At 45.7% G+C, this 12,366-nt stretch carries 13 protein-coding genes; 6 read left to right on the forward strand and 7 right to left on the reverse strand.

Features of this window, described 5'->3' with window-relative positions; translation table 11 throughout:
* Nucleotides 1-11: 11 nt before the first annotated feature.
* From ICN33_RS05115 to rpe, 3 genes are read right to left on the reverse strand one after another with little or no spacing between them, the layout of a single operon-like run.
* On the reverse strand, nucleotides 12-578 hold the full coding sequence (locus ICN33_RS05115) for an aminodeoxychorismate/anthranilate synthase component II (RefSeq protein WP_216195066.1): 567 nt from the start codon (nucleotides 576-578) through the stop codon (nucleotides 12-14).
* Nucleotides 562-2,067, reverse strand: coding sequence for an anthranilate synthase component I (trpE, locus tag ICN33_RS05120; protein ID WP_216195068.1), 1,506 nt, complete (start codon nucleotides 2,065-2,067; stop codon nucleotides 562-564). The genes ICN33_RS05115 and trpE overlap by 17 nt, the downstream gene beginning before the upstream one ends.
* Complete coding sequence (rpe, locus tag ICN33_RS05125; RefSeq protein ID WP_216195070.1) at nucleotides 2,067-2,792, reverse strand: ribulose-phosphate 3-epimerase; 726 nt, start codon at nucleotides 2,790-2,792, stop codon at nucleotides 2,067-2,069. Before rpe ends, trpE begins: the two co-directional genes overlap by 1 nt.
* A 49-nt stretch (nucleotides 2,793-2,841) precedes the next feature.
* Between rpe and apaG the strand changes: the two genes are divergently transcribed.
* The 3 genes from apaG (at nucleotide 2,842) to ICN33_RS05140 (ending at nucleotide 5,281) form a co-directional block, all read left to right on the forward strand.
* On the forward strand, nucleotides 2,842-3,216 hold the full coding sequence (apaG, locus tag ICN33_RS05130) for a Co2+/Mg2+ efflux protein ApaG (RefSeq protein ID WP_072583449.1): 375 nt from the start codon (nucleotides 2,842-2,844) through the stop codon (nucleotides 3,214-3,216).
* Nucleotides 3,217-3,346: 130 nt separating this feature from the next.
* Entirely contained in the window at nucleotides 3,347-4,477 is a 1,131-nt protein-coding gene (locus ICN33_RS05135) for a murein transglycosylase A (protein ID WP_216195072.1), read from the forward strand.
* A 27-nt stretch (nucleotides 4,478-4,504) separates the two neighbouring features.
* On the forward strand, nucleotides 4,505-5,281 hold the full coding sequence (locus ICN33_RS05140; RefSeq protein WP_216195074.1) for an enoyl-CoA hydratase: 777 nt from the start codon (nucleotides 4,505-4,507) through the stop codon (nucleotides 5,279-5,281).
* Between the two features lie 20 nt (nucleotides 5,282-5,301).
* Here the strand turns inward: ICN33_RS05140 and ICN33_RS05145 are convergent, their stop codons facing one another.
* From ICN33_RS05145 to bioA, 4 genes are read right to left on the reverse strand one after another with little or no spacing between them, the layout of a single operon-like run.
* Nucleotides 5,302-6,498, reverse strand: a complete 1,197-nt coding sequence (locus ICN33_RS05145; RefSeq protein ID WP_216195076.1) for a M20 aminoacylase family protein — start codon at nucleotides 6,496-6,498, stop codon at nucleotides 5,302-5,304.
* Between the two features lie 56 nt (nucleotides 6,499-6,554).
* Nucleotides 6,555-7,274 carry a dethiobiotin synthase gene (gene bioD / locus ICN33_RS05150; protein ID WP_216195078.1) on the reverse strand — a complete coding sequence of 240 codons (720 nt, stop codon included), beginning with the start codon at nucleotides 7,272-7,274 and terminating at the stop codon, nucleotides 6,555-6,557.
* Entirely contained in the window at nucleotides 7,267-8,514 is a 1,248-nt protein-coding gene (locus ICN33_RS05155; protein WP_216195080.1) for an 8-amino-7-oxononanoate synthase, read from the reverse strand. The genes bioD and ICN33_RS05155 overlap by 8 nt, the downstream gene beginning before the upstream one ends.
* Nucleotides 8,511-9,857 (reverse strand): adenosylmethionine--8-amino-7-oxononanoate transaminase, encoded by a 1,347-nt coding sequence (gene bioA / locus ICN33_RS05160; RefSeq protein WP_216195082.1) that lies wholly within the window; start codon nucleotides 9,855-9,857, stop codon nucleotides 8,511-8,513. The genes ICN33_RS05155 and bioA overlap by 4 nt, the downstream gene beginning before the upstream one ends.
* Before the next feature lie 89 nt (nucleotides 9,858-9,946).
* Between bioA and bioB the strand changes: the two genes are divergently transcribed.
* The 3 genes from bioB to mraZ all read left to right on the forward strand — a co-directional run bounded on the left by bioB (nucleotide 9,947) and on the right by mraZ (nucleotide 12,357).
* Nucleotides 9,947-10,996 (forward strand): biotin synthase BioB, encoded by a 1,050-nt coding sequence (bioB, locus tag ICN33_RS05165; protein ID WP_216195085.1) that lies wholly within the window; start codon nucleotides 9,947-9,949, stop codon nucleotides 10,994-10,996.
* A 9-nt stretch (nucleotides 10,997-11,005) separates the two neighbouring features.
* Nucleotides 11,006-11,635 (forward strand): 2-polyprenyl-3-methyl-6-methoxy-1,4-benzoquinone monooxygenase, encoded by a 630-nt coding sequence (gene coq7 / locus ICN33_RS05170; protein ID WP_216195087.1) that lies wholly within the window; start codon nucleotides 11,006-11,008, stop codon nucleotides 11,633-11,635.
* A gap of 293 nt (nucleotides 11,636-11,928) precedes the next feature.
* Complete coding sequence (mraZ, locus tag ICN33_RS05175; protein WP_068320686.1) at nucleotides 11,929-12,357, forward strand: division/cell wall cluster transcriptional repressor MraZ; 429 nt, start codon at nucleotides 11,929-11,931, stop codon at nucleotides 12,355-12,357.
* Nucleotides 12,358-12,366 lie beyond the last annotated feature (9 nt).

Consider the following 12,366-nt stretch of genomic DNA (forward strand, 5'->3'; position numbering starts at 1 on the left):
ATTAGTAAACTTTATTTATTTTGCAAAAAATTCTTGAGCAAAGCGTGGCCGTGCTCAGAAAGAATAGATTCTGGATGGAACTGCACGCCTTCAACCGCAAGCTCTTTGTGGCGTACACCCATGATCTCGCCATCGGATGAGGTTGCGGTTACTTCTAGCATTGCAGGCAAGGAACTTTTCTCAATAGCGAGTGAGTGATAGCGGGTAACCTTAAATGGGTTGGGCAAATTATTAAACACACCTACACCTGTGTGCTGAATGCTATCCGTCTTGCCATGCATGACTTTTTGGGCGCGAATCACATTTCCGCCAAAGGCTTCACCAATAGCTTGATGTCCTAGACAAACACCAAGAATGGGGATTTGACCAGCGTAGCGCTTGATGGTGTCGACGGAGATGCCTGCCTCTGAAGGACTGCAAGGGCCTGGCGAGATGCAAATGCGCGCTGGATTGAGCTTAGCAATATCTTCAACCGCAATTTCATCATTGCGAAAGACTTTTACCTCTTCACCTAGTTCTGCAAAATACTGTACGAGGTTGTAGGTAAAGGAATCATAGTTATCAATCATTAGGAGCATCGAGTCCTCCTTGTACTAAATCTGCTGCAGTCAATACTGCGCGTGCTTTGGCTTCAGTTTCTTTCCATTCGGCAGTTGGGTCGGAGTCAGCCACTACGCCTGCCCCAGCCTGAGAATGCAACATGCCATCACGGATAACACCCGTACGAATGGCAATCGCTACATCCATATCACCCGAGAAAGATAGGTAACCCACTGCACCACCATATACGCCGCGTTTCACAATTTCCATTTCATCAATAATTTCCATCGCCCGAATTTTTGGTGCGCCCGATAAGGTTCCCGCTGGAAAAGTGGCACGAAGCACATCCATATTGCTCATGTTATCCAAAAGATGACCTTCTACCGAGCTCACGATGTGCTGAACATGAGAGTACTTCTCAATTGACATGGAATCGGTTACTTTGACTGAACCCGTTTTGGCAATGCGTCCCACATCATTGCGGGCTAGGTCAATCAGCATCACGTGTTCTGCTATTTCTTTCGGGTCAGCCAAGAGCTCCTTGGCTAAGCGCTCATCCTCCTCCGGGTTTGCTCCGCGATGACGAGTTCCGGCAAGTGGTCGTATGGTGACAATCTTCTCTGAGGCACGTTTTTCTTGGCGTACTAAGATCTCAGGAGATGAGCCTACGATTTGCATATCGCCAAAATCATAGAAATACATATAAGGCGATGGATTAAGTGAGCGCAGGGCTCTATAGAGGGCTAATGGAGAGTCTGTAAATGGCTTGCTAATGCGTTGACCAATCACAACTTGCATGCAATCACCGGCCAAAATATATTCTTTGGTTTTGAGTACTGCCTTTTCAAAATCTTCTGCTTTGAATTTGCGGATGAGATCAGTTTTAGTGCTTGGTAAAGATGCTGGCATATTTGCTGGCTTACCAAGACAAGCAAGTAATTCCTTTAAACGACCCTGTGCTTTTTCAAAGCAATCTGTAATGCTCGGATCTGCATAAACTATCATGTAAATTTTCCCAGCGACGTTATCAATCACTGCTAACTCTTCAGTCAACATAAGTTGAATATCAGGTACACCCAATTCATCTGGTAGTTGATGCTTAGCTAAGCGTGACTCAATGTAGCGAACTGTGTCATAGCCAAAATAACCGGCAAGGCCACCACAAAAGCGTGGCATGTCAGCCTGTAAAGCCACCTTAAAGCGCTTGAAATAAGCATCTACAAAGTCGAGTGGATTATCTGTATTGGTCTCAACAATTTTTCCATCAGTTACCACTTCATTTACTGGTGAAGAAGGTGTGCCAACAGCTCTCACAATAGTCTTTGCAGGTAGGCCAATAAAGGAGAAGCGGCCGAAACGCTCGCCACCCAACACAGACTCTAATAAGTAAGTATTTTTTTTACCAAATGCCTGCGTGAGTTTGACGTAGAGAGATAGTGGAGTCTCTAAGTCTGCTAAAACCTCTTTGATCAGAGGAATGCGATTGAAGCCCTGCTTGACCAGGATATTAAATTCTTCACGTTGCATTACGCTTTTCCTGACTTTCCTAATTCAGTGCGCATCGCTTCGATTACTTGTGCGTAATTCTCTTTTGCATAAATCGCTGAACCAGCAACAAAAGTATCCGCACCAGCTCGCGCTACTTCCGCAATGTTGTCGACTTTAATTCCGCCATCCACTTCAAGACGAATGTGTCTTCCAGTTTCTGCTTGATAGCGATCGAGGCGTGCACGTACTTGAGTGATTTTATGCAGAGTGCTTGGGATAAATGATTGACCACCGAAACCTGGGTTCACTGACATGAGCAATACAAGATCAAGCAATTCCATTGTGTGATCGAGATGGTCAAGCGGTGTCGCTGGATTTAATACGAGGCCTGCTTGACATCCTTGGTCGCGAATCAAGTTCAGGGTGCGATTGACATGGGGGCTTGCCTCGGGATGAAAGCTAATTAAATTTGCACCCGCTTTAGCAAAGTCAGGAACGATACGATCAACTGGTTCAATCATCAAGTGCACATCAATGACTGCGGGCTTGCCATCTTTGCTTGCATATGGGCGAATAGCCTCACAAACTAAGGGGCCAATAGTGAGATTGGGTACATAGTGGTTATCCATCACATCAAAGTGAATCCAGTCAGCGCCTGCCACTAAAACATCCTGTACTTCCTTGCCTAAGCAGGCGAAGTCAGCGGACAAAATGGATGGGGCAATAACAAATTGAGTATTTGAGGATGATTTTTGGCTTTCCATCCCTAGATTCTAGCTTGCAGTTGGCCTAAGGATGGAGCAGAATTCGTGCATGAATCCCCACGAAATGAGCATTACGGTCAAAGCCCAGTACCTTCCTGAGCAATCTGACCCCGATAACCGCCAATTTGCCTTTGCCTACACGGTCACCATTCGAAATACTGGCACAGCCAGCATTCAGGTGATTGCCCGCCATTGGTTCATCACAGATGGGGATAACGATGTACAGGAGGTTCGGGGTTTGGGTGTTGTAGGACAACAGCCGCTATTGCGCTCTGGCGAGCATTTTGAGTACACGAGCTGGGCTACTTTACCCACTCCCGCAGGAACAATGCGCGGGGAGTATTTCTGTGTGACCGAGGATGCCCAGTTCTTTCAGGCCCCTATCCCAGAATTTGCTCTAGTAATGCCTCGCACCCTACATTAACGTAGGGCGTAGTAAATCCTATTTCTTGCCTTTGCCTGTCCAGAGGACGATAAATAACAAAAGCCCCAAGGCAACAGCACCTTCAAAAGCAAACAGTAGCATTGGGTATTCATCGAGTAAATTGGCAATCATGATTTCTAACTTTAAATTAGTTCCTCTAAGTGTATTCGCTATCCTCCTAGCCAGTTTGATTGTGGGGTGTTCCGCGCCTCCTACCCGGGCACCTGGATACCGATCTAGTGGTTCTGGCGCCCCCCCATCGAACTACAGCTCCTCTATAGCGAGTTTTACTGCCGTTTCTTGGCAGGCATTGCCTGGCTGGGAAGATGATGATTTATCTCAGGCTTGGCCTGCTTGGTTAAAAAGTTGCGATGCTTTGCGCAAAAAAAGTAGCGAAGTCAATTGGCGACAGGTGTGCTCTCAAGCTGGCAATGTATCGAGTCGGGATGCACAGGCGATTCGTAAATATTTTGAGAGTAATTTTCAGGCTTATGAAATTCGTAATAGCTCTAGCAGTGACACTGGCTTAATTACTGGTTATTACGAGCCAGTGATGAATGGTTCACAAACCCGCACTAGCACTTACACCGTGCCACTGTATGGCTACCCTAGTGCGTGGCGAAAATCTAAACCCAATCCAGGGCCAACGCGTGCAGAGTTAATAAGTTCAGGAGTGTTAAAGGGGTCCGAAATTGCATGGGTACAAGACCCTGTTGAGGCAGCTTCAATGCAAATTCAGGGCTCAGGAAAAATTCGTCTTGAAGATGGCCGTACTTTGCGTCTTGGTTTTGCAGGAACCAATGATCAACCATTTAAATCTTCAGCCCTATGGTTACTGGATCGTAAAGAAATTACTCGTAGTGAAGCTACCATGCAAGGCATCTCACAATGGGCGAAGCGTAACCCTGGTCAAGTCAATGAAATGCTCAACGCAAATCCACGTTTTGTTTTCTTCAAAGAATTACCAGGAAACGTAGCAGCAGATTTAGGCCCTAACGGCGCCTTGGGGATTCCCCTCACTGGAGAGCGAAGTATCGCGGTAGATTTACAGGCATTGCCGTTGGGCGCGCCTGTCTTTTTGGCTACCACTAAACCATTAAGTAATCAGCCTTTACAGAAGTTGGTGATGGCACAAGATACGGGCAAAGCTATTGTGGGCGGTGTAAGAGCAGACTACTATTGGGGATCCGGAGAATCTGCTGGAGAAATGGCAGGTCGCATGAAGCAAAATGGCAGGATGTGGTTATTGCTCCCACGTTAATTAAATACATATCACCGAAAGAAATTTATGAGCTACAAAACAATTTTGACTGAAGTAGAAGGTAAGGTTGCCACCATTACCTTGAATCGTCCCGAAGTACTAAACGCATTGAATGATCAGCTCATGGAAGAGCTCGGCGCAGCGTTATTGGCTTTTGATGCAGACGACAATATTGGTTGCATGATTGTTACGGGTAGTGAAAAAGCATTTGCTGCTGGAGCAGATATTGCTTCAATGGCCAAGTATGGTTTGAAGGATGTCTATCGCGGGGACTTTATTACACGCAACTGGGAAGAGATTAAAAAAGTTCGCAAGCCCGTAATAGCCGCAGTCTCTGGTTATGCACTTGGTGGCGGTTGTGAGTTGGCCATGATGTGTGACACGATTATGGCGGCTGATAATGCCAAATTTGCACAGCCTGAGGTCAAGCTGGGCATTATCCCAGGCGCTGGCGGCACGCAACGTTTACCTCGCGCAGTGTCAAAAGCAAAGGCTATGGATCTGGCATTGACGGGTCGCATGATGGACGCTGCTGAAGCCGAGCGCTCAGGTTTAGTTGCGCGCATCTTCCCGCAAGCAGATTTACTGAAAGAAGTTAAGGCAATCGCTAAGGGAATTGCAGATATGCCTTTATTGACTGCGATGATGGTGAAAGAAAGTATCAACACCGCTTATGAAACTACACTGACTGAAGGTATTCATTTTGAACGCCGTCTCTTCCATGCTTGTTTTGGAATGAACGATCAAAAAGAAGGTATGGCTGCATTTATGGAAAAACGCCCAGCCAAATTTACAAATTCTTAATTACAGTGATTCAAAAGAATTTAATTTTTTTCTAGAAAGCGTTGAGCTAGTTTGACCCAATAGCTCACGCCTACTGGGATCAAGGAATCATTAAAGTCGTAAGAAGGATTGTGCAAGTGGCATGGGCCCATACCATGACCCGCAGAGCGATGATCACCATCGCCATTGCCTAAGAATACGTAGCAACCCGGTTTTTCAAGCAACATAAACGCAAAGTCTTCAGCACCCATCGTTGGATCGACAGAGCTATTTACGTTCTGCTCACCAACCAATTCACTCATGACTTCTGTGGCAAATTTCACTTCATTTGCATGATTGATGAGTGGCGGATAATTTCTGGAGAGGGTAATTTCAGCTTGGCAATCAAATGCGCCTGCAACATTGTGGGCGATTTCTCGCAGGCGTTGCTCAATCAGGTCTAAGACATCTATAGTAAATGTACGGACGGTGCCACCAATAAAGGCGCTATCCGGTATGACATTGCTCGTTTCACCCGCATGAAATTGCGTAATCGATAAAACAGCAGCATCTATAGGACGTTTGTTACGTGTGATGATGCTTTGTAATGCAAGCACTACTTGTGCACCAGCAAATACTGGATCTGCGCTGTTATGAGGTAAGGCAGCATGCCCACCTTTACCTGTGACGGTGATTTCAAAAGTATTACTTGAGGCCATCATGGGGCCAGAGGTGACACCGAAGTGGCCTGCTGCAAAACCAGGCCAATTATGCAAACCAAACACCGCATCACATGGAAACTCTTTAAAGAGACCATCTTTAATCATTTCATTCGCGCCGGCACCACCTTCTTCGGCTGGCTGGAAAATAAAAATTACCGTGCCTTTAAAGTCACGATGATTTGATAAATATTGTGCAGCGCCCAGGAGCATCGCGGTATGTCCATCATGTCCACACGCATGCATCTTTCCGGGATTCTTTGAGGCATGAGCAAAGTTATTGTGCTCTTGCAATGGCAGTGCATCCATGTCGGCGCGTAAACCAATCATTTTTCCTGGGCCTAAGTCACCATCTAAACGACCAACTACGCCAGTTTTACCCATGCCGCGGAAAACAGTAATTCCCCAGCTAGAAAGTGCTTCTGCTACGAGGTCGGCTGTGCGATTTTCTTCGAAGCGTAATTCAGGATGAGCATGAATATTGCGTCGAATTTCTTGAATAGATTCTGCAGAGTTAGTAATTTCAGGGATTAAATGCATCCCTTTATCTTATCCGAAAGTCTTTTGATATGTCTTTCAAAAGCAGCTAACGCGTGTTATTCCTTGGGTAATTGAATGTGCTTTGCAGCAAAAGTGAGGGCTTCGATGGAATAAGGCCTATTAATGGCTTTTTGAAGTGCTTTTGGGAGGGTTGGAATGAGACCCAAGAAAGGGGCATCAATTCTGGCTTGCAGGGTCTGCAGGTTTTCTTGAAGAAGTGGCATTTCTGTAGATAGGACGTTGGCTACCCATCCAGCAAGATTTAAATTACGTGCTCTGATCGCTTCATACGTCAGTAGGGCGTGATTTATACAGCCTAACTTCATACCCACTACAAGAATGATGGGTAATTTAATTTCTTTTGCGAAAGTAGCTAAATCTTCCTCATCATTTAAGGGAATGAGTAAACCGCCGGCACCCTCAACTACAACGCAATCTGCATGCCTTTGAATATTCTGAAAAGCATCAGTAAGCACACCCATTTCAAGCTTTAATCCTTGACTTGCTGCCACAAGATGTGGAGCGGCAGGCTGATCCAGTACATAAGGGCACAAACTCAACTCATTGAAGCTAGGACCCGAGGCAATGTGCAGGGTTTCTAGATCCTCATTCAGAGTCTCCCCTTTTGCATCACGATAGGTGCCGGCAACTACAGGCTTAAAGCCAATCACTTTAATTTCTTGTGCGCGCAATTTCAGAATCAGCGCGCCGCTGACTAAAGTTTTCCCAACATCTGTGTCGGTACCAGTAACAAAGAAGCCATTCGGCTTAATCATGGACTACCTTTTCATTTACCTCATGCTCAATTGCTTTTAAGGTGGCAATTAATTGACGCAAATCTGCTTCGCTGTGATTGGCAGAAAATGTAATACGCAATCTTGCGCTTCCATTTGGTACGGTAGGCGGACGAATGGCTGGAATCCAATAGCCTGCCTCATCCAACAGCTTGGAGGCAAGTAAGGCATTAGCATTACTGCCCAGAATGACCGGCTGAATGGCAGTGCAAGAGGGCATTTTTTCCCATTGAGAAAAATGCATTTCATCTTGCCAGATGCGAATGAGTTTATTCAGTTGAGTGCGACGATTACGGCCCTCATCCCCTTCAATGATTTCCAGACTCTTTGAAAGAGTGTGCGCTATTGCTGGCGGCGTTGCTGTACTGTAAATAAAAGGACGACCTTTTTGAATCAGCCATTCAATGAAGGTTTCTTGTGCGCAAACAAAAGCACCGCTGACGCCAGCAGCCTTTCCAAGCGTGCCGATATAGATGATCCGATCAGAGCAGATATTTTCTTGCTCCAAAATACCGTGGCCTAACTTTCCCAAAACTCCAAATCCATGAGCATCATCTACTAATAACAGCGCGTCGAATTGCTCAGCAAGCATTAATAATTCTTTCACTGGAGCAATGTCGCCATCCATACTAAAGACACCATCAATAACGATCATCTTTAGAGGATTTTGATCCGCTTTCAGTAAATTGCTTAATGAGTCAATGTGGGTGTGATCGAATAAGGTGACACTTGCTTGACTTTGGGCTGCCGCTAAACGAATGCCATCTATTAGAGATGCATGATTTAACTTTGCTGAATAAATACTGGTGGATTTTTCTGGCGCAAGTCTTGCTAGGGCTGTGATAGCAGTGAGGTTGGTGAGATAGCCAGTGCTAAAAAACAGGGCGCGCGCATTTGGGATATGTTGCTTTTGAAAAGAGGCCAATTCTTTTTCAAGAATCTCATGAGCCATGCTGTGCCCGCTGATAAGATGCGAGGCTCCGCTACCTACCCCGTACTTTTTTCCACCTACAGCAAGTGCTTTGATCAGCTCGGGATGATTCGCAAGTCCCAAGTAGTCGTTGCTACAGAATGCCTTTAACTCACGCCCATCAACGAAAGATATCGTATCGCATGGGGACTCTGTTGCCCTAAGTTTTCGCTTTAGTAATTGCAACTCTAGATCTGCAATTTGCTCTTGGGCAAAAAACAAGGCCTTAAAGGCGTTTTTAGAGCTTGTCATGTCAAGGTCTTCTCAAGAGCGAGTTGTACCGAGTTACCTAATTGAATGGCATCTTCTGGTGACAAAATATACGGAGGCATGACATAGATAGTATTGCCGATGGGCCTGATCAATACACCTTGTTCTAAGCTATTTGCAAACATCTCACGTGCAAAATTTTTGCGATTGCTTAAGTAATCATTTTTAACATCAAATGCCAGAATCATGCCTTGTTGACGCCAGTGCTCAATTCGTGAATCAGCTTTTGCCCATGCAAATGCCTTCGCTAAATCTTTTGAGCGCCCAATATTTTTTTCTAAGACTTTATCTATTTCGAAAATCTCTAGACAAGCTAGTGCAGCAGCACATGCTAATGGGTTGCCGGTATAGGAGTGGGAATGTAAAAATCCTTGCTGTGTTTGATCGCTATAAAACGCTTGATAAATGGAGTCGGTAGTGAGACAAAGGGACAGCGGAAGATAGCCACCGCTAATACCTTTTGAGAGCGTCAAGAAATCTGGCCAGATATCAGCATGTTCACAAGCGAAAAATTTACCGGTTCGACCACAGCCCACCGCAATCTCATCAGCAATGAGATGTACTTCATAACGATTACATAGCTCTCTCACTAGGTGAAGGTACTCGGGGGAGTGCATTGCCATTTGTCCAGCACACTGCACTAAGGGCTCCACAATGATGGCTGAAATATGTTGATGCTCTCTTGCAAATAATTCTTCAAGCTGTTTGGCCGCATGTTTTGCTACATCTTCGGCGCTCTCACCAGGTCTTGCTTTACGTGCATCGGGCGAAGGAATAGTGAACACTTCCTGCAAGAGCGATCCATAGGCCTTCCGAAAGATAGCTACATCAGTTACAGCTAATGCACCCAGTGTTTCGCCGTGATAACCATTCTCTAAGCAGACAAATTTTTTCTTTTGGGGCTTGCCACTGAGTTGCCAGTAGTGGTGACTCATCTTCAGTGCAATCTCTACCGCGGAGGCGCCATCAGAGGCATAGAAGACATGACCCAAATGGTGATTGGTGAGTGCGGAAAGTTTTTCAGATAATTCGACTACCGGTGGATGGGTAAATCCAGCGAGCATGACATGCTCAATTTTTTCTAGTTGTGCAGTAATCGCTTGATTGATGCGCGGATTGGAATGGCCAAATAAATTAGTCCACCACGAACTGATGGAGTCAAGTAGCGCTTTTCCGTTTTCGTCGTACAGCCAAGCACCTTTCCCTTTTGTAATGGCAACCAGTGGAAAGGACTCATGCTGTTTCATCTGAGTGCATGGGTGCCAAACGGCGGCTAGGCTGCGATCAACGAGGGGGGCTTGATTTAAATCAGAAATAACCTTCATGTTTGATATTTGACCACTAGTTTTTCCAAACTCAGGTCTGTATCTGTTATGTTTATGCCTTGAATCCACTCATTTTCTGGAATTTACCCATGCAGGACACTCAAACCGTTGAAAAACCATTAACCCAGTTCAAATCCAAAGCGGATTTGCATCAGGGGGCAAATGCTGGGGTCGAAGCATCTGGCGAGTGGTCAGTAGCTCAAATTGAGGCTTTATTCGCACTTCCGTTCAATGAGTTAATGCTGAAGGCTCAAGAGACCCACAAGTCATATTTCCCTGAGGGTGATGTGGAATTGGCCACTTTGTTGTCAATTAAAACGGGTGGTTGTCCTGAGGACTGCGGTTATTGCCCTCAGGCCGCTCGTTATGACACCGATGTTAAGGCTGAGAAGTTGATGGGCTTAGAAGAGGTTTTGGAGGCTGCTAAGGCAGCTAAAGCTGCTGGTTCTAACCGTTTCTGTATGGGCGCCGCTTGGCGCGAGCCCAAAGATCGCGATATTGAAAAAGTGACAGCCATGATCAAGGGTGTTAAAGCCTTAGGTTTGGAGACCTGCGCCACTTTGGGTATGCTGGAGGCGGGTCAGGCCCAGGCCCTGCAAGAGGCCGGGCTAGACTTTTATAACCATAATTTGGATACCAGCGAGGATTTTTACCGCTCTGTAATTTCTACCCGTGGCTATCAAGATCGCCTAGATACGATTTCCAATGTTCGTGCCGCAGGAATGTCTGTTTGCTGTGGTGGAATTGTAGGTATGGGGGAATCTAGAGAGCAGAGAGCTGCATTCTTGGCGCGCTTAGCCAATTTGAGCCCTTATCCAGAGTCAGTGCCGATTAATCATTTGGTGCCGGTAGCTGGTACGCCATTGGCCGAGCAAAAGCCTTTGGATCCATTGGAGTTTGTAAGAACCATTGCGGTTGCTAGGATCACAATGCCGAAGGCCCGCGTGCGCTTATCTGCGGGCCGTCAGGAACTGGGTAGGGCAGTTCAAGCCATGTGTTTCATGGCTGGTGCTAATTCGATTTTCTATGGTGAGCAACTACTCACTACCGGTAATCCCGAGGCTGAGCAAGACCGCGAGCTTTTGGCAGAATTGGGTTTGAAGACCAAACAAAGTTGCAAAGCAGAGGTTTTGGTCTAGCTTTTTAATATGCCCCCAATAGATCGCCTTATTCTGGAGTTTGATACAGCACTTCGGTCTGTGGTCGGCGGCGCAAATGCTCATAGACCTACTCCAGGGTCTGAGGCAGGAGCTAATACTGGACTGGAAGTTGCTGAACGCAAGCATTCGGCAGGACTCATGCGCGTCAATCATGTGGGTGAGGTTTGTGCACAAGCGCTTTACCAGTCGCAAAAATTAGTCGCCCGAAATCCGGATATTCAGGCGATGTTGGACCACTCAAGACAAGAAGAAATGGATCACCTTGCATGGTGCGAAACTCGTCTACTAGAGCTAGGTTCTCATACCAGTTATCTCAATCCACTTTGGTATGCTGGATCCTTTGTAATCGGCTTGGTAGCTGGCTTAGCGGGCGATAAATGGAGTTTAGGATTTGTTTCTGAAACAGAAAAACAAGTTGAGAACCACTTAGAAAGTCATCTCGAAAAATTACCCAAAGAAGACCAACGTTCTCGTGCAATTGTTGATCAAATGCGCATCGATGAAATTGCTCATGGGCAAGCTGCAAAAAATGCGGGCGGCGCAAATTTGCCAGAGCCTATTCAAAAAATAATGCAGGCAATGTCAAAGGTAATGACCACAACTGCTTATAAAATTTAAGACTGAAATTCGGTTTAATTGGTTAAATTAATTTTTTGATCCATTTTTCAATAATTACTGTTTATAAATACAGTATATTTAGGGATTATCTTGCTAAATAGCTAAGATCTATTCTTAAGTATATTTTCCAAGCCATTGTTTCAAGTAGCTATTTTATTATCAGTATTTTCTCAACACATGACGCTAAGTGTTTGTAAACACTAGAGAAATTCCTAAAAAAACTCTCAAAAACACTTGACCCTCTTATTGCGATCCTCTAAAGTGGGAGGAAGTGTGAAAAAGTGGGGTAAATGGTGTTTCAAGGTGCGTCAGCTCTCAATTTAGATGCAAAAGGCCGCATGTCTGTGCCGGCAAAGCATCGTGACGCCTTGTTGGTGCAGGGTGAGGGCCGAATTACGCTCACAAAACACCCCGACGGTTGCCTACTTCTATTCCCAAGACCAGAGTGGGAAACCTTCAGAGCAAGAGTTGCGCAACTGCCAATGGATGCCCATTGGTGGCGCCGTATTTTTTTAGGTAATGCAGCTGAAATGGATTTGGATAGTGCCGGTCGTGTGTTGGTTAGTCCAGAGTTGCGAGCTGCTGCCGGAATTGAAAAAGAAGTGATCTTGCTCGGCATGGGTAGTCATTTGGAGTTGTGGGATGCGGCTACATACGCCGCAAAAGAACAGGCTGCGATTGCACAAGGCATGCCTGAAGCACTCAAGCAATTTAATTTTTGATGACAGGGT

Origin of the sequence: Polynucleobacter sp. UB-Tiil-W10 (assembly GCF_018881605.1) — a bacterium.
In the GTDB taxonomy this organism is placed as follows: Bacteria; Pseudomonadota; Gammaproteobacteria; order Burkholderiales; family Burkholderiaceae; genus Polynucleobacter.

Bases quoted from the DNA above. Each gene is read 5' to 3' on its own strand.
- ICN33_RS05140 (WP_216195074.1), top strand. From the start codon at position 4,505: ATGAGCTACAAAACAATTTTGACTGAAGTAGAAGGTAAGGTTGCCACC.
- rpe (WP_216195070.1), bottom strand. From the start codon at position 2,792: ATGGAAAGCCAAAAATCATCCTCAAATACTCAATTTGTTATTGCCCCA.
- bioD (WP_216195078.1), bottom strand. From the start codon at position 7,274: ATGATTAAGCCGAATGGCTTCTTTGTTACTGGTACCGACACAGATGTT.
- apaG (WP_072583449.1), top strand. From the start codon at position 2,842: ATGAATCCCCACGAAATGAGCATTACGGTCAAAGCCCAGTACCTTCCT.
- coq7 (WP_216195087.1), top strand. From the start codon at position 11,006: ATGCCCCCAATAGATCGCCTTATTCTGGAGTTTGATACAGCACTTCGG.
- ICN33_RS05155 (WP_216195080.1), bottom strand. From the start codon at position 8,514: ATGACAAGCTCTAAAAACGCCTTTAAGGCCTTGTTTTTTGCCCAAGAG.
- bioA (WP_216195082.1), bottom strand. From the start codon at position 9,857: ATGAAGGTTATTTCTGATTTAAATCAAGCCCCCCTCGTTGATCGCAGC.
- ICN33_RS05115 (WP_216195066.1), bottom strand. From the start codon at position 578: ATGCTCCTAATGATTGATAACTATGATTCCTTTACCTACAACCTCGTA.
- bioB (WP_216195085.1), top strand. From the start codon at position 9,947: ATGCAGGACACTCAAACCGTTGAAAAACCATTAACCCAGTTCAAATCC.
- ICN33_RS05145 (WP_216195076.1), bottom strand. From the start codon at position 6,498: ATGCATTTAATCCCTGAAATTACTAACTCTGCAGAATCTATTCAAGAA.
- ICN33_RS05135 (WP_216195072.1), top strand. From the start codon at position 3,347: ATGATTTCTAACTTTAAATTAGTTCCTCTAAGTGTATTCGCTATCCTC.
- trpE (WP_216195068.1), bottom strand. From the start codon at position 2,067: ATGCAACGTGAAGAATTTAATATCCTGGTCAAGCAGGGCTTCAATCGC.